Here is a 15,345-nt window from a genome sequence, read left to right as displayed (position 1 = left end):
CGCGTTTTTCACAGGCGGCCCGCGCCCGCGACTGCAGTGTCGGCGCCTTCGGTGTGGATGACCCGGCGGCGGCCCCATCCCCCCTTGCGCCGCCCGCCTGCTTGTGGCACACGAGGCCGCCTGACGACGGCAACAGTCCGTCGCCTTCCGGGCCGGTGGCTTGCTGCCACGGTCCACCGGCGCGCTGCGGTAGCTCAGTGGTAGAGCACTCCCTTGGTAAGGGAGAGGTCGAGAGTTCAATCCTCTCTCGCAGCACCAGCCTCGGATCGCCTTCTTCTGCATCTCCGAATCAGCGTCCCGCTCGTGTCGCGGGCCCCTGTCGCGCGCAGGCGCATTGCGACCGGGGGCGGGAAGGGGACGGAAGACGCGGCGTCAGGCAGACGCGGCGTCCTCGCGCAGCTTCTTCATCAGGGCCTCCAGCGCCTCGTCCTTTTCCTTCGGCAGGACGATGTTGGCGCGCACCAGAAGGTCGCCGTGGCCGCCGGTGGCGTTGGGCAGGCCCTTGCCGCGCAGGCGGAAGGTGCGCCCGCCGGAAGTCCAGGCGGGAATGGCAAGCTCCGCCACCCCGGTCAGGGTCGGCACGCGCATCTTCCCGCCCAGCACCGCATCGGCCAGCGGCACGTCCACCGCGTGACGCAAATCGTCGCCATCCCGCTCGAAGCTCGGATGCGGGGCGTAGGAGATGGTGACATAGGCGTCGCCGGCCGGGCCGCCCATGGGGCTCGCCTCGCCCTGCCCCTTCAGGCGCATGCGGTGGCCTTCGCGGGTGCCCGCGGCGATCTTGATGTCGATCTGCTTGCCGTTGGGCAGGCCCACGCGCTTGGACGCGCCCTGGGTCGCCTCCTCATAGGAGACCGGCAGGCTGATCTCCATGTCGGCGCCGGGCTGGGGCTGGAAGCCGCCACCCGCGGAGCGCCGTTGCCGGCCGAACCCGAAAATGTCACCCACATCCTCGAAGCCACGCCCGCCGCCGCCGCGGGCGGACGAGCGGCGCATGCCTTCGGGACCGAAGGAGAAGCTCTCGAAAATGGTGTCGCCGTCGAAGCCGGAGAAGCCGCCGGGGCCACGCCGGGGCCCGCCCCCGCCGAAGCCGGAGAAATCGGGAGCGCGCGGCTTGCCCTCCGCGTCGATCTCGCCGCGGTCGTACTGGCCGCGCTTCTCCTTGTCGGCCAGGATCTCGTGCGCGGTGTTCAGCTCCGCGAAGCGATCCTGCGCCTTGGGGTCCGACGCATTGGCATCCGGATGCAGCTTCTTCGCCAGCTTCCGGTAGGCGCGCTTGATCTCTGCCTCGTCAGCGGTCTTGGAAATGCCGAGGACGTCGTAGGGATCACGCATGAACATTCACCTCGCCGGCCGGCGCTCAGGCGGCCGGCCGCACCGAAGATGTGGTTCATGGCGCGGAAAATGCAACGCCCGCGCTGCCACGAATTGCGCTGAAGCGAATGATGCCGCATCCGCTCCTTTCCCGCAGGGCTGGCGGATGTCGCCGTCAGGCCCGGCCGAGGATGCGCACCTGCTGGAGCACGAGGCCCGAGGTGGCCTTGCACGCCTCGCCCTGGATCCAGCGGTCGGTGGTCTTGCCGTCCACCAGGGAAATCATGAAGTCGCGGCACCCGCCCGTCCGCTGCGCGCCGATAGGGGTGGCGGTGCCGTGCGCGCCCGTGTCGCGGTTCTCCCAGGGAATGGAGACATCCTTGTCCCGGGCGGCAAGGGCCTGGTCGAGGGCCGCCTTGGCCTGGACCCAGTCGCCGGCCGCGACCCCCTTGGGCGCGGCCCCCTCGGGCAGCTTCAGGCTCGCCGGGGTCGGCCGGATGGAGCCGGTGACGAGGCCGTCCTCCTCCAGGCTCGGTAGCGTCGAGCAACCGGCGAGGCCGGCGGCCAGACACGCGGCGAGCAGCCATGCTCCGGGCACAAGGCGGAGGCCTTCGCGCATGCCGATTACACTTCTATATAGAGGGAAGCTGCGGCCCGCGGATGCGGAGCAGGAAAATGCGGCAGGACACGAGGGGCTCCCACATGACATCGAGCACACCCATGGAAGCCCAGAACCCCTTAACATCAGGTGATTTTACGGAAGCCTCGGAGCCCTTCGCGCTGTTCGCCGACTGGCTCGCCGACGCCGAGAAGACTGAGCCCAACGACCCCAATGCCATGACGCTCGCCACCGTCGATTCGGATGGCCTGCCGGATGCGCGCATGGTGCTGCTGAAGGGGCTCGACGCCCGCGGCTTCGTCTTCTTCACCAATACCGGGAGCGCCAAGGGCCGCGAGCTCGCGGCCACGCCCAAGGCCGCCCTCGTCTTCCACTGGAAGTCGCTGCGCCGGCAGGTGCGGGTACGCGGGCCGGTGGAACAGGTGAGCGACGCGGAGGCCGACGCCTATTTCGCCACCCGGCCGCGCCTGTCGCAGATCGGCGCCTGGGCCTCCAGCCAGTCACGCCCGCTGGAAGGCCGATTCGCGCTCGAGGCGGCGGTGGCCTCGGCCACGGCGAGATACGCCCTCGGCACCGTGCCGCGGCCGCCGCACTGGACGGGCTTCCGCGTGCTGCCGGTGGCCATGGAATTCTGGCACGATCGCCCCTTCCGCCTGCACGACCGGCTGCAGTTCCGGCGCGAGAGCGAGGCCGCCGCCTGGGCCAAGAGCCACCTTTTCCCGTGAGCGCGCCCTCGGACGCCGGGCCCGGGGTGCTCCCCGCTTGACCTCGTGGCAGCCCGGTGCGCAAGTCGAGGGCAAGAGCCCGGAAGCCAGAAAGCCGCGCAGATGACCGCCGCCCCCGAAGAGACGCCCCGCATCATGCTCCTCACCGGGGCGTCGCGCGGCATCGGCCATGCGACGGTCAAGCGATTCTCCGCCGCCGGCTGGCGCGTCATCTCCTGCTCGCGCCACGCCTTCCCGGAGAAGTGCCCCTGGGGGGCCGGGCCGGAGGACCACATCCAGGTGGACCTCGCCAGCCCCACCAGCACCAAGGCGGCCATCGCCGAGGTGAAGCGCCGCCTGCCGGACGGCCGGCTCGACGCCCTCGTCAACAACGCCGCCATCTCTCCCAAGGGCGAGGGCGGCAGCCGGCTCGGCACGCTCGATACGGACCTGGAGACCTGGGTGGACGTGTTCCAGGTGAACTTCTTCGCCCCCATCATCCTCGCCCGCGGGCTCGCGGCGGAACTGGAGAAGGCGCAGGGCTCGGTGGTGAACGTCACCTCCATCGCCGGCTCGCGGGTGCACCCCTTCGCCGGGGCGGCCTACGGCACGTCCAAGGCGGCCCTGGCGGCGCTGACGCGGGAGATGGCCTCCGATTTCGGCCGGAGGGGCATCCGCGTCAACGCCATCGCGCCGGGAGAGATCGACACCGCCATCCTCTCGCCGGGGACCGACAAGATCGTCGCCCAGATCCCCATGCAGCGGCTCGGCACGCCGGACGAGGTGGCGAAGATCATCTACGTGCTGTGCACGGATACCTCTTCCTACCTCAACGGGGCGGAGATCCTCATCAACGGCGGCCAGCACGTCTGAGCGTCGCCCGCGCGGCCGGGCCAGCCACCCTTACGTCAGAGCCACCTGCGCCACTTGAAGAAGAGGTAGGGCAGGATGCCCGACACCACCATGGCGACGAGGGCCAGGGGATAGCCGTAGGTCTCCGCCAGCTCCGGCATGTGCTGGAAGTTCATGCCGTAGATGGAGGCGATGAGCGTGGGCGGCATCAGCACCACGGACAGCACCGCGAAGATCTTGATGATGTTGTTCTGTTCCAGCCCGACCATGCCGATGGTGGCGTCCAGCAGGAACTGCAGCTTGTCGCCGAGGAAGGCCGCATAGTCGGCGAGGCCCGACACGTCACGGCTCATGGACTTGATGGACGCCCGGGACTCCTTGCGCACCGCCGAGCCGTTCGTTTCCGTGCCGAGGAAGGAGAACAGGCGCTGAAGCGAGGCGAGACTCTCACGGGCGTAGGAGACGAGGCCTTCCTTGCGGCCGACATGGGTGAGGATGGCGCGGTAGCGCCGATTGGCATTCTCCCCGTCCCGGTCCCGCTCGAAGATGCGGCGGGAGATGCGCTCCACGTCGGCTCCGATCTGCTCCAGCACGTCGGCGGAGCGATCCACCACCGCCTCCAGGAGCTCGACCAGCAGGGCCTCGCCCGTCAGGGCGGCCGGGCACCCCTTGGCCAGGCGCCCCGCCACGGTGGGGAAGGCCCGTGGCTCGCCATAGCGGACGGTGATGAGACGCCCGCCGGAAAGAATGAAGGTGACCGCCACCATGGCCGGGGTTTCGGTGTCGGCCCCGCACAGGATGGAGGCGGTCATGTAGCGCGCGCCGTTCTCCGTATAGAGGCGGCTCGACTGCTCGATCTCGCCCATCTCCTCGCGGGTTGGTATCGAGATGCCAGCCAGCGTCTCCGCCATGCGGTCGTCCGCCTCGTCGGGGGAGATGAGATCAAGCCAGACCGCTTCGGAGGGCACGCCACCCGCGGAGACGGGAACGGCTTTCAGCCCTCCCTCGGCGACGACATAAGCGACGATCATGCGGCTCCCTCGGCGATGAACCGGCCAGTGGGGCCCGCACGCGACCGCATGCATGACCATCCCCGCCGGGGGCGCACACAACGCGTTTTTCAGCGGCAAGTACAGAGGGCTTCGAAGAACGCTTCCCGAGAGGGGCGCGTGCCTCTCCCGCCGGCGCGGCCGCTAGGCCCCGCCGGGAATGAGCCCTGCTCGATTCTCGTCGCAGAAGGGGGAAGCGGGATCCGCTCGGATCCCGGATGCGTCACACCGGACCGGCCCCCGCGCCGGTGTCCGGGTGGCTGCCTTGCGCCCTCAGGCTGCGAGGAAGTCGATGTCCTTGAGCGTCACGATGCGATTGGCCTCGGCGGCCTTCGCCTCGGTGGCGCGCTTGTCGCTGGCCTGCTGGGCCGCAGCGGCGACGGCGGAAATCCCGATGTCCCTCCACTGCTGGCTCTGGGCGGTACGCTTCAGATCCGATTCCACTCGGGTGCTGAGCCCCTGAGACGGTTGTTCGGCAGACATGTCCTACTCCTGTTCGGTACCCTTATGACGCTGCGGCACCTTCGCTTGACCCCTACAGAGATGGGCATCAACTGCGTCGAAACTGTGCAATGGATGCGACTTCTCCAAGGTGATGTCTCGAGTACGCGCCCAAATGCTTGCGAAACTACGAACGGCCTGACGAAACGTGAGTTGGTGAGGCATTTCTGCAACGCTTTCGCACAAGTGAGCGGTCAGGCGTTCGTCGACCCTTCAAGCGTGGCGTACATTCAGTTAATTCAGATTGTGCGGGTTCGAATCCTCCTTGTGCGACAAGGCAGAGGAAATAAAGAGGCAACCATGATGTGGCGGGCGGTCGGAGCACTGCTGGCGGGTTTGATGCTCAGCGGCTGCATGTCTGAAACCATTGCGCCGGCGCCTTCGACGGCGATGACGGCGAAGGACAAGCAACTCCTGGCAAACAAGCCTTACCCGAATGTGCAGCCTTCGGGTCAGTACGCGCGGCATGTCGTCGAGTATCCGACCAGCAAGAAGGCGGGTACCATAGTCGTCGATACGCCGAACAAGTTCCTTTACTATGTGGAAGGCAACGGCAAGGCGATCCGCTACGGCGTGACCGTGGGCGAGGAAAGCCTCGCATTCCGTGGCCAGGCCAAGGTCGGCCGCAAGACCGAATGGCCGAGCTGGACCCCTACGGCGGAAATTCACCAGCGCATCGCTGGTCTTCCGTCCTACGTGGCGCCCGGTCCGCACAACCCGATGGGTGCACGCGCGCTCTACCTCTACCAGGGTAGCACCGACACCCTCTTCCGCATCCACGGCACCAACCAGCCCGAATATATCGGGCAGGCGATTTCCTCCGGCTGCATCCGCATGCTGAACGAGGATGTCATCGATCTCTACAGCCGCGTTCCGGTCGGCTCCGAGGTGGTGGTGCTCTGATCGGCCTTTGACGCCGCATCCCGGAAACACGAAAGGCGCGGCTTGGCCGCGCCTTTTTCGTTTGTGCCCTTTGCCCCGGGTGGCGGAAGCCTTCCGGCTCGGCGAAAGCGGGATTCGAGCACCCTGCATCCCTTTGCTCCGTGAACCGCCTTCCAGCTCTGAGCACGCGGACCGCGCTCCCGCCGCGGTTGCTGGAGCCTTTCTTGACGCGGCGCCCTGTAGGCCGTCATGGCCATGGCCCGAGAGTCGCGTCACCCTCATGCGGATTCATGCCCTGCGGGGCCGACGCCCCGCCTCCCGCGAGCCCACCCTCAGCCGGGGCCGAACGGTAGCCCGGCGCATGCGCCGGGCCTCCGAGCCGCCAGCGCGTCACCTGCCAATCTCATCCCTTGTCCGTCGCGTCATTCGTCCGCCGCATCACCGGCCGGCGGCGGGGACTTGCGGTCAGGCCTTGAGGGCGACGCGGGCGGCGGCTTGGAAGGGGACTTGGGAGACGGCTTGGGAGAGGGCTTGGCGCCGGTGCCGGGCGGCTTCCCGTTGGACGTGGCCGTCGCCCCGGATTTCGCGCCCGCCGATCCCGCCGCGGGCTTGGCATGCACCGGTTTGCCATCCGCGGGCTTTTCCCCGCCTCCCGCCTTCCCCTCCGAGGCAACGGACACGGGCGCCCCCTCGGCCGGGCTCGCCCTGTCCGCCCCCTCCCTGGCGCCAGACTTCTTGCCGGCGATCAGGGTTGGGGCATCGAGGTTCCAGCGGCACAGCTTGAAATCCCTCTTCCGCTCGGCGAGATCCACGTGGATGTGGTCCTCATGATAGCCATCCGAGCCGGGGCCGAGCACGGTGGCGAAGCGCAGGCAGGCGCTGTCCTTCATGCGCCCCCGCAGGTCGCGGGGCAGGCCGCCCTTCTCCACCAGGATCACGCGCCGGTCGGCAAGCTCGAAGCCGCCCACGTCCAATGCCTTGCCGAGGCCGTGCTCGCTCATGCGCGCGCCGGCGATCCGGTTGCGCCCGCGGCAGTCGTAGGATGCGGCGACCCGCACCGTCTCGATCTCGGAGCCGAGTGCCCGCACCGCCGGGGCGAGATCTTCCCGCACCCAGTCGGCAACCGCAGCCGCCACCTCGCAGGTGATCACCGCCTCCGGCTTCATGGCGGCCATCCGCCCCTCGCCGATGCGCACGGCGGAAAGCCGCACCGGGTGGGCGACACCACAGCTCCCGACGGTGGAAATCGGCTTTTCCGCCACCGCGATCATCGCCCCGTCCGCCACCAGGGCGGCACAGGCCGGCGGCAGGGCCCCCGGAGCAACGACACCGGCCGACCCCTCCGTGCCTGAGGGTGCCGGAGGGGCGACCTCCTCCGGTTCGGGCGCGGTGGCCGGGGCGAACGGATTGAAAAACGGGGTCGCCGGCGCGCTGCGGGCCGCGAACTGCGGCTCCGGCGGCGCGGCTGCGGGGGCCACCTCCTGCTCGGCCTCCTCCTCACTGGCACGCAAAGCCTCGATCTCGGCCGGACGCGGCGGGGGAAGCGGCGCGGTCCGCAGCGCGGGACGGCGAGCGGAGGGCGACACCGGAGCCGCCGCGAGGGCCGCCGGCCGCTGCGGCGGCAGGGGGGCGGCCGCCGCAGCCACCCCAGGCGCGCCCAGCAGAAGCAACACCCCCAGCGACCGCCAGCAGGCAGGACGCGGCCACGGCTTCCACGCCGCGGGGCGCGTGGACGGGGGCCGTCCGGGCTCCTTCGGAGGAGGGACGGCGAAGGGGGGCGGCGCAGGTCGTCGCGAGAGCATGATGATCGTGATAGTAAAGAGACATCGACCCAAGGTCGACACGCCGGGCGCACGACGCCCCTGCCCCCTGAACCGGCGGTACTCCTGATGAAAAACCTCACGGCGCTGCTCTTCGACAAGGACGGCACCCTCGTCGATTTCGACCGCACCTGGGGGCCGGCGGCCGGAGCGGTGATGCGCACCCTGGCGGCCGGCGACGAGGCCGCGTTCGCCCGGCTGGCCGCCGTCAGCCACTATGTGGAGGCGGAACAGCGATTCCTGCACACCTCGCCTTTGGTGTCCGGCTCCTCGATTCACTACGGCCCGCTGTGGGCGGAGGTGCTCGGCCGCCCGGCGACAAGCGCGTTCTTCTCCCTCATGGACCGCCTGTTCGCGCAGGAGGGGCTGCGGCATCTGACGCCCATCGGCCGGCCGCGCGCGGCGCTGGAGCGGCTGAAGGCTGCGGGGCTCGACCTCGGCATCGTCACCAACGACGCTGAGGCGAGCGCCCGCGAGCAGGCGGAGGTGCTTGGTCTCCGCGGCCTTCTCACCGCAATCCACGGCTATGATTCCGGCTTCGGATCCAAGCCTCAGCCCGGCATGATCACGGCCTATGCGGAGCGCTTCGGGCACCGGCCCGAGGCCGTCGCCGTGGTGGGCGACACGGCCCACGATTTCCACGCGGCGCGCGCGGCGGGGGCCCGCTTCATCCTGGTGCGCAGCGGCCCGATCCCCGTCGCCTCCCTGCTTGAGGAGGCCGACCTGGTGGTCGACAGCGTGGACGACCTCCCCGCGCGCCTTCTCTCCACCACGGGCGAGGCGGCCGCCCCCTCTTTCCAGCAGCCGGAAAACGCGGTCTAAACACGTGCGGGCAGCCGGCAGGCGAGTTTCATGATCAGACGCCGTCTCTATACCGAGGAGCGCTTTTCGCCGCTGGCACGGTGGAGCTTTCGCCTCGCGTTGTTTTCGCTGCCGGTGGTGGCGCTTTCGGCCGTGCTTTACCGCACCGGGCTTTTGGATTTCCAGCCCGCCATGGCGACGCTCGGCGCAGGCCTCGGCCTCGCCCTGCTGGCCGGCGTGCTGGGCACCGTGGCCTTCTTCGTCACCTGGGAGACCGGCTGGCTCGGCATCGGGCGGGCCATGGCCGCCGTGGCCATCGCCGCCCTCGTGCTCGCGGGGCCAGCCGCCGTGCTGGCGCGCGGCATGATGCTGCCGCGCCTCACCGACATCACCACCGACCCCGCCGACCCGCCGCGATTTCGCGCGCTCACCTTCGCCCACCCGCGCGATGCCAATCCTCTCGCCTATCCCGGCGCCGATGCCGCGGGCCTCCAGCACCTCGCCTATCCCGTCATCAAGCCGGTGGACCTTTCGGCCACGCCCGACGAGGCGTTCAATGCCGTGCTCGCCTTGATCCAGAAGCGCAAGTGGCACATCCTCGATGCCGTTCCCCCGCGCGGCACACGGCGCGACGGGCAGATCGAGGCCGTCGCCATCTCCCCGCTCATGGGCTTCCGCAGCGATGTGGTCATCCGCATCCGGCCCACGCCCAAGGGCGCGAGGGTGGATGCACGGTCGGCAGCCCGATACGGGGGCCATGACCTCGGCACCAATGCGCAGCGCATCGAATCGCTGATGACCGACCTCACGGCCGAACGCCGCCGGCGCTGAGCTCACGCGGGCCCTCGGCCTCCCCGCCCAGCAGGCGCAGGGCGGCCCGTCCCTCCTCGCCTTCGAGCGGCGCCATCAGGCTCGCCGCGTCGTTGCGTACCGAATTGACCTTCCGCGACACCGGCCAGAGCTCGAGCGCGGCCCCGGGCAGCGGCCGCAGCAGGGCACGGGGGTCCGGCTCCTCCAGATAGGCGGTGATGTCGACCTCGGGCAGGATCACCGGCATGCGCTCGTGCAGCGGGGCGAGGCGGGCGTTGGCCGCGCAGGTGAGAAGGGTGAAGGTGCGCAGCCAAATGCCGGTGGCCGGATCCTTCCAGCCCTCCCAAAGGCCTGCCAATGCCAACGGCGCGCCATCCGCCCGCCGGATGAAGAAGGGCTGGCGCCCGCTGTCCGTGGCCCGCCACTCATAAAAGCCCTCCGCCGGCACGATGCAGCGCCGCCGCGCTGCCCAGGCGCTGCGGAAGGCCGGCTTCTCGGCGACGGATTCGCAGCGCGCATTGATCATGCGCGCGCCGCCCGAGGCATCCTTCGAGAAGGAGGGCACGAGCCCCCAGCGCAGCAGCGAGAGGTGGCGCAGCCCCGTCGCGGGGTGACGCCGCACCGCCATCAGATCCTGCGTCGGCGCGGCATTGTAGCGGGCCGGCGCATTGGGGAGCGGCGCCGTGAGCGGGTCCACCCCGAAATGCTCCGCATAGACGACGGGCGCCTGATGCTGGACAAACCGCCCGCACATGGGCGCTCAGCCCGCCGGCGGCCACGCCGCGTCAGTCGGCACGGCGGAAGCGCCCGTCGATGGAAGCCAGTCCCTCGGTCAGCACCGCGCCACGCTCCACCAGATGCTCGAGATGGGCGAGCACCGTGAGCGATGCCGCCCCCACGAGCCGTGGATCGAGGCCGATATAGATGCCGCGGACGAGATCCGGGATCGTCTCCACCTCCCGGTCGAGGGCGCGCAGGATGGCCGCCTCGCGGGCGTGGCGATGGCCGAGATAGTCGCGGACGAAGGCGGGAGCGTCCGTCACCGGACCGCCGTGGCCGGGGAGGTAGATCTGCTCGGGCCGCCGCGCCAGGATTTCCAGCGAGCGGATGTAATCCCCCATGGCGCCATCCGGCGGAGCGACGATGGAGGTCGCCCAGGCCATCACATGGTCGCCGGAGAACAACAGCGCGTCTTCCTTGAGCGCGAAGGCGAAATGGTTCGCCGTATGGCCCGGCGTCGCCACCGCGGTCATGGTCCAGCCCGCCCCGGCGATGGTCTCGCCATCCGGAAGGGCGATGTCCGGCACGAAGTCCGTGTCCGCGCTCGCATCCAGCGGATTGAGCTCGCCGATGGCCAGGGCGCGCGAGGGGCGGTGCGGGCCCTCGGCCACGGTCACGGCGCCCGTGGCCGCCTGCACGGCGCGCGCGGCCGGGGAGTGGTCGCGATGGGTATGGGTGACGAAGATGTGCGTCACCTCCTCGCCCTTCACCGCCTCCAGCACCGCGGCGATATGGGCGGGATCATCCGGTCCCGGATCGAGAATCGCGACCTTGCCGCGACCGACGATGTAGGAGCAGGTGCCTGTGAAGGTGAAGGCCGAGGGATTTGGCGCGACGATGCGCCGGACCAGCGGGGATACCGCGTCCGCCCGCCCCGCCGGCGCATCGAAATTGCGATTGAAGGCGATGTCGTCGCTCATGCGTTCCAAACTAGCCCAGCTTGCGAGCCGGCGCGACAGGGTATCCCCGAGCGGCGACCGGAGGGCAATCAGAAGACCTCCACCGGGTGGCCGCCGGATGACGAGGTCCCAAAACGAAAAAAGCCCGCTGCCGAAGCAGCGGGCTCGTCACGAAGCGAAGCTTCGAGATCAGAACTTGTAGTTCACACCAGCCTTGAAGGTGTGGAACTTGTTGTCCTGGTTGATGGTCAGGCCCGCGAGGGGGGCGACCGTCAGGTCGGACGAGCCGAGGTCGACGTACAGGTACTCGGCCTTGAACGTCCAGTTGTTGGTGACAGCGAACTCGCCGCCGGCGCCGATGGTCCAGCCCCAGTTGGTGGAGGACTCGGAGAACAGCGGGACGCCCAGGAGGGTCACGTCGGTCGAGGACTTGCCGTACGCCACACCACCGGTGATGTAGGGCAGGAACCGGTCGATCGCGTAGCCGAGGCGGGCGCGGATCGTGCCGAAGTAGTCGATCGAGGAGCCAGCGGAGAGGACCGGCAGGGCGAGGACGTTGGCGTCCACGGTGCCAGAGATGTCCGACCACTGCAGGTCGGTCTCGAGGCCGAGCACGACGTTGTTGGCGAACTGGTAGTTGTAGCCGATCTGGCCGCCGACGAAGAAGCCGGAAGAGGTCAGGCCGAGATTGGCAACCGGAGCGCCGAAGTAGTTGACGTCGTAGTTGAACGAGTCACCGCCGTAACCGACGTTGGCGCCGATGTAGAAACCGGTCCAAGAGAACACCGGAACCGGCACTGCCTTGACCGGGTACTTCGTCGCCAGGTCAGCAGCCGCGGCCGGAGCCGAGAGCGCCGCGAGCGCGACAGTGGCGAGAAGGAACCGCTTCATGACCAACCCCCTTGCTTGGGTATAACGTGTTTGGGCGAAGTCTTTTGGGTACGCAGAACGCTAGACAAGAGTTGTTTCGTCCAGTGGGATCTATCTAGCAGGGGTCCGGCCCAAATGCCGTAACATTCTTGCCACACTGGACTCGAATCCGCACAACCTGACGCCGCCTTGCTATCGCGCTACCACCACCTCGCCCCCTTTGCCCGGAATGCCCCCCTAAAATGCAAGCGGGACGCGGCCGAAAGGTAAATAGATAGTAAATTCAGACGCTTCCGATATCACTTCGGAGCCTTGGCGGATGCTTCCGGGGCGGGCGCGCCGCGAAAAACGAGGAGATCCCCAATGCAACTTTTTCGATTCGCCGCCGATTGTGGCGCCACCGGAGCGCTCGCCCTGGCGGTGTCGCTTGCTGTCCCCGCCACCGGGCACGCGCGCCCGGACACGCGCGCCATGTCCTGCAGCGAGGCCGCGGCTCTGGTCACCACGCACGGAGCCATCGTGCTGGGAACCGGGCCGGACATTTACGACCGCTACGTGAGCCAGCTGAGATTCTGCTCGGGATTCGAGCAGCTTAAGCCGGAATGGGTGAAGACGCGGGATAATCCGCAGTGCTTTGTGGGCTACACCTGCTACGTGCCGACGCGGGACCAGAACAGCCGGTGATCGTGCTGCGTGCCGCCGCATCCCCTTGCCCGCGCCTGCAGAACGCCCGAAATGAAGACGCAGCTGGGGCCGCATCGGGCCGAAGGAGGTCGCAATGAGGAAAATCGCCGTGCTCACCGGTGCCGTTCTGCTGGCGGGAGAGGCGCTTCTCGCGGCCGCCGGTCCCGTCGCCGCCCAGACGCCGAGCATCACGCTTACGTGTGCGCAGGCCGCCGGCATCATCCAGAAGCAGGGGCAGGCCGTGTTCGCCACCTCGCGCACCCTTTATGATCGCTATGTGCGCGACCGCAGCTTCTGCGTGTACGACCAGGACACCCGGCCCGAGTGGGTGCCGACCCGGGACAACCCCCAGTGCTTCATCGGCTACACCTGCTTCGAACCGTTCCGCGGCGGCGGGCGCAACTAGAGCCGGATCCGCCCCGGGGCGAATCGCATGATCGATTCGCGAGAGGCCGTTGATCCGCCGCTGTTCGATAGGCCAGCGGGCGAGTGACCGGTCTCGGCGTCAGGACCGGAGCCCATCGGTTTGCGGCAGGGGCCGGCCGGAAGCGGCCCGGCGCCGACTGGCCCGTCGCGGGGATGCCCGCCAGCCCTTCCCAGACGCGATCGGGCCCGCCGGCAGCGCCGGCGGGCCCGATGGATTGCGGAGCGAACTCCGGGACGTTCCGGCCCGCCTCAGGCGATGCCACGCTCCTTCAGCACGCCCTCGATCTCCTCCAGCACCCCCGGATCGTCGATGGTCGCCGGCACCGACCACGCGTCGTGGTCGGCGATCTTCTTCATGGTGCCGCGCAGGATCTTGCCGGAGCGGGTCTTGGGCAGGCGATTGACGGTCACCGCGAGCTTGAAGGCGGCCACCGGGCCGATTCGGTCGCGCACCAGGCCCACCAGTTCCTTCTCGATCACGGCCGGCGCGCGGCGCTCGCCCGCCTTGAGCACCACGAAGCCGCAGGGCACCTCGCCCTTCAGCTCGTCCTTGACGCCGATCACCGCGCATTCGGCGACGTCCGGATGGGAGGCCAGCACCTCCTCCATGCCGCCGGTGGACAGGCGGTGGCCGGCGACGTTGATGATGTCGTCGGTGCGGCCCATGACGAAGACGTAGCCGTCGTCGTCGAGATAGCCCGCGTCCGACGTCTTGTAGAAGCCGGGATACTCCGCGAGGTAGCTCTCCGCGAACCGGTCGTCCTGCTGCCACAGGGTGGGCAGGCAGCCGGGAGGCAGCGGCAGCTTCACCACGATGGAGCCCATGGTGCCGGCCGGAACGGGCTTGGCCGCCTCGTCCACGATCTGCAGGTCGTAGCCGGGCATGGCGACGGTGGGCGAGCCCAGCTTCACCGGCAGAAGGTCGAGCCCCACGGGGTTGGCGGCGATGGCCCAGCCGGTCTCCGTCTGCCACCAGTGGTCCACCACCGGCACGCCGAGCTGCTGCTGCGCCCACACCACCGTGTCGGGGTCGGCCCGCTCGCCGGCCAGGAACAAGGTGCGGAAGCCGGACAGGTCGCGCCCCTGCTTCAGGGTGCAGTCCGGATCTTCCTTCTTGATGGCGCGCAGGGCCGTGGGGGCGGTGAAGAGCGCCACCACCTTGTGCTCCTCGATCACCCGCCAGAAGGCGCCGGGATCGGGCGTGCCCACCGGCTTGCCCTCGTAGACCAGCGTGGTCGCGCCGAGGATCAGCGGGCCGTAGACGATATAGGAATGGCCCACCACCCAGCCGATGTCGGAGGCGGTCCAGAACACCTCGCCGGGCCTGATGCCGTAGAGGTTCTTCATGCTCCAGTCGAGCGCCACCATGTAGCCGCCGATGTCGCGCACCACGCCCTTGGGCTTCCCGGTGGTGCCGGAGGTGTAGAGGATATAGAGCGGATCGGTGGCCTTCATCTCGGCGCAGGGCGCCGCCTTGCCGGCGGCCGCGGCGGCGGCGGCCGTCGCCGCCCAGTCGAGGTCGCGGCCCTCGGTCAGGGCGCCGGGCCCCTCCTCGCGCTGCAGCACGAGGCAGGCTTCCGGCTTCATGGCCGACATGGAGATGGCGAGGTCCAGCAGCGGCTTGTAGGCCACCACGCGGTTCGGCTCGATGCCGCAGGAGGCGGCGAGGATCACCTTCGGCTCGGCATCCTCGATGCGGGTGGCGAGCTCCTTCGCGGCGAAGCCGCCGAACACCACCGAATGAATGGCGCCGATGCGCGCGCAGGCGAGCATGGCGCAGATCGCCTCCGGCACCATGGGCATGTAGATGAGGACGCGGTCGCCCTTGCCGACGCCGAGATCCTGCAGCACCGCGCCGAGGACGCTGACCTCCGCCAGCATCTGCGCATAGGTGAGGGTGCGCTTGCGGCCGGTGACGGGGCTGTCGTAGATGAGCGCCGCCTGGTCGCCGCGCCCCGCCGCCACGTGGCGATCGACGGCATTGAAGCAGATGTTGCCGACCGCATCGGGGAACCAGCGGCCGTAGACGCCCGCTTCCGGATCGAAGATCTGCCCGGGGGCCTTCACCCAATCGATGCCTTCGGCCGCCTTGCCCCAGAAGGCCGACGGATCGGCCCGCCAGCTGGCATAGGTCGCAGCATATGGGCTCGTGCCGACATCAGACATGGACGTCTCCCTCGTCGCTTTTCTTGTCGCCGGTAGTGCCGGCCGCCATTTTACAACGCAACCTCGCACAAATGCGTAAGACCTTTGTCGTGCTCTATCTTGGAGTTAGAGGACGATTCACCGATCAAATTGATCCAATTTGATCGGATCGCGCCCTACAGGCCTGCA

16 protein-coding genes and 1 tRNA gene are annotated in these 15,345 nt (G+C 68.9%); 8 read left to right on the top strand and 9 right to left on the bottom strand.

What is annotated here, in order from left to right; genetic code table 11:
* Positions 1-183 precede the first annotated feature (183 nt).
* Positions 184-258, top strand: a tRNA-Thr gene (locus V5F59_RS01535).
* A gap of 114 nt (positions 259-372) precedes the next feature.
* On the opposite strand, the gene V5F59_RS01530 is transcribed toward V5F59_RS01535, so the two are convergent.
* Both V5F59_RS01530 and V5F59_RS01525 read right to left on the bottom strand, forming a co-directional pair.
* Positions 373-1,335, bottom strand: coding sequence for a DnaJ C-terminal domain-containing protein (locus tag V5F59_RS01530; protein ID WP_393979689.1), 963 nt, complete (start codon positions 1,333-1,335; stop codon positions 373-375).
* Between the two features lie 154 nt (positions 1,336-1,489).
* Positions 1,490-1,933, bottom strand: coding sequence for an RT0821/Lpp0805 family surface protein (locus tag V5F59_RS01525; RefSeq protein ID WP_393979687.1), 444 nt, complete (start codon positions 1,931-1,933; stop codon positions 1,490-1,492).
* 83 nt (positions 1,934-2,016) lie between these two features.
* Here V5F59_RS01525 and pdxH point away from each other — a divergent pair, with 83 nt between their 5' ends.
* Complete coding sequence (gene pdxH, locus V5F59_RS01520) at positions 2,017-2,658, top strand: pyridoxamine 5'-phosphate oxidase (RefSeq protein WP_393979685.1); 642 nt, start codon at positions 2,017-2,019, stop codon at positions 2,656-2,658.
* A gap of 102 nt (positions 2,659-2,760) precedes the next feature.
* Positions 2,761-3,510: an SDR family NAD(P)-dependent oxidoreductase gene (locus V5F59_RS01515; RefSeq protein WP_393979683.1), complete on the top strand. Its 750-nt coding sequence runs from the start codon at positions 2,761-2,763 to the stop codon at positions 3,508-3,510.
* A gap of 35 nt (positions 3,511-3,545) precedes the next feature.
* Here the strand turns inward: V5F59_RS01515 and V5F59_RS01510 are convergent, their stop codons facing one another.
* The gene (locus V5F59_RS01510) at positions 3,546-4,520 is read right to left on the bottom strand and encodes a magnesium transporter CorA family protein (RefSeq protein ID WP_393979681.1); all 975 of its coding nucleotides are present in this window, start codon (positions 4,518-4,520) and stop codon (positions 3,546-3,548) included.
* A gap of 291 nt (positions 4,521-4,811) precedes the next feature.
* Positions 4,812-5,021: a hypothetical protein gene (locus tag V5F59_RS01505; RefSeq protein WP_393979679.1), complete on the bottom strand. Its 210-nt coding sequence runs from the start codon at positions 5,019-5,021 to the stop codon at positions 4,812-4,814.
* 318 nt (positions 5,022-5,339) lie between these two features.
* On the opposite strand from V5F59_RS01505, the gene V5F59_RS01500 reads away from it, so the two are divergent.
* On the top strand, positions 5,340-5,942 hold the full coding sequence (locus V5F59_RS01500; RefSeq protein ID WP_393979677.1) for a L,D-transpeptidase: 603 nt from the start codon (positions 5,340-5,342) through the stop codon (positions 5,940-5,942).
* A 401-nt stretch (positions 5,943-6,343) separates the two neighbouring features.
* Here V5F59_RS01500 and V5F59_RS01495 read toward each other — a convergent pair whose 3' ends face one another.
* Entirely contained in the window at positions 6,344-7,567 is a 1,224-nt protein-coding gene (locus V5F59_RS01495) for an extensin family protein (RefSeq protein WP_509211155.1), read from the bottom strand.
* A 243-nt stretch (positions 7,568-7,810) separates the two neighbouring features.
* Here V5F59_RS01495 and V5F59_RS01490 point away from each other — a divergent pair, with 243 nt between their 5' ends.
* Positions 7,811-8,563 carry an HAD family hydrolase gene (locus tag V5F59_RS01490; protein WP_393979673.1) on the top strand — a complete coding sequence of 251 codons (753 nt, stop codon included), beginning with the start codon at positions 7,811-7,813 and terminating at the stop codon, positions 8,561-8,563.
* A gap of 30 nt (positions 8,564-8,593) precedes the next feature.
* Positions 8,594-9,373, top strand: a complete 780-nt coding sequence (locus V5F59_RS01485) for a DUF1499 domain-containing protein (RefSeq protein WP_393979671.1) — start codon at positions 8,594-8,596, stop codon at positions 9,371-9,373.
* Here the strand turns inward: V5F59_RS01485 and V5F59_RS01480 are convergent.
* The 3 genes from V5F59_RS01480 to V5F59_RS01470 all read right to left on the bottom strand — a co-directional run bounded on the left by V5F59_RS01480 (position 9,348) and on the right by V5F59_RS01470 (position 11,922).
* A complete protein-coding gene (locus V5F59_RS01480) occupies positions 9,348-10,106 on the bottom strand; it encodes an SOS response-associated peptidase (RefSeq protein ID WP_393979669.1) in 759 nt (252 codons plus the stop codon). The two genes, V5F59_RS01485 and V5F59_RS01480, sit on opposite strands and share 26 nt — an antisense overlap.
* A 31-nt stretch (positions 10,107-10,137) precedes the next feature.
* Positions 10,138-11,052 carry an MBL fold metallo-hydrolase gene (locus V5F59_RS01475; RefSeq protein ID WP_393979667.1) on the bottom strand — a complete coding sequence of 305 codons (915 nt, stop codon included), beginning with the start codon at positions 11,050-11,052 and terminating at the stop codon, positions 10,138-10,140.
* 168 nt (positions 11,053-11,220) lie between these two features.
* Positions 11,221-11,922: an outer membrane protein gene (locus tag V5F59_RS01470; RefSeq protein WP_393979665.1), complete on the bottom strand. Its 702-nt coding sequence runs from the start codon at positions 11,920-11,922 to the stop codon at positions 11,221-11,223.
* Positions 11,923-12,264: 342 nt separating this feature from the next.
* Here V5F59_RS01470 and V5F59_RS01465 point away from each other — a divergent pair, with 342 nt between their 5' ends.
* Positions 12,265-12,585, top strand: a complete 321-nt coding sequence (locus V5F59_RS01465; RefSeq protein ID WP_393979663.1) for a hypothetical protein — start codon at positions 12,265-12,267, stop codon at positions 12,583-12,585.
* 94 nt (positions 12,586-12,679) lie between these two features.
* The gene (locus tag V5F59_RS01460) at positions 12,680-12,991 is read left to right on the top strand and encodes a cyclin family protein (protein ID WP_393979662.1); all 312 of its coding nucleotides are present in this window, start codon (positions 12,680-12,682) and stop codon (positions 12,989-12,991) included.
* Between the two features lie 269 nt (positions 12,992-13,260).
* On the opposite strand, the gene V5F59_RS01455 is transcribed toward V5F59_RS01460, so the two are convergent.
* Entirely contained in the window at positions 13,261-15,177 is a 1,917-nt protein-coding gene (locus V5F59_RS01455; protein ID WP_393979660.1) for a propionyl-CoA synthetase, read from the bottom strand.
* Positions 15,178-15,345 lie beyond the last annotated feature (168 nt).

Source organism: Xanthobacter nonsaccharivorans (assembly GCF_043194755.2).
In the GTDB taxonomy this organism is placed as follows: domain Bacteria; phylum Pseudomonadota; class Alphaproteobacteria; order Rhizobiales; family Xanthobacteraceae; genus Xanthobacter; species Xanthobacter autotrophicus_G.
The sequence above is the reverse complement of the archived record's forward strand: the minus strand, read 5'-3'. Positions and strand labels throughout refer to the sequence as shown.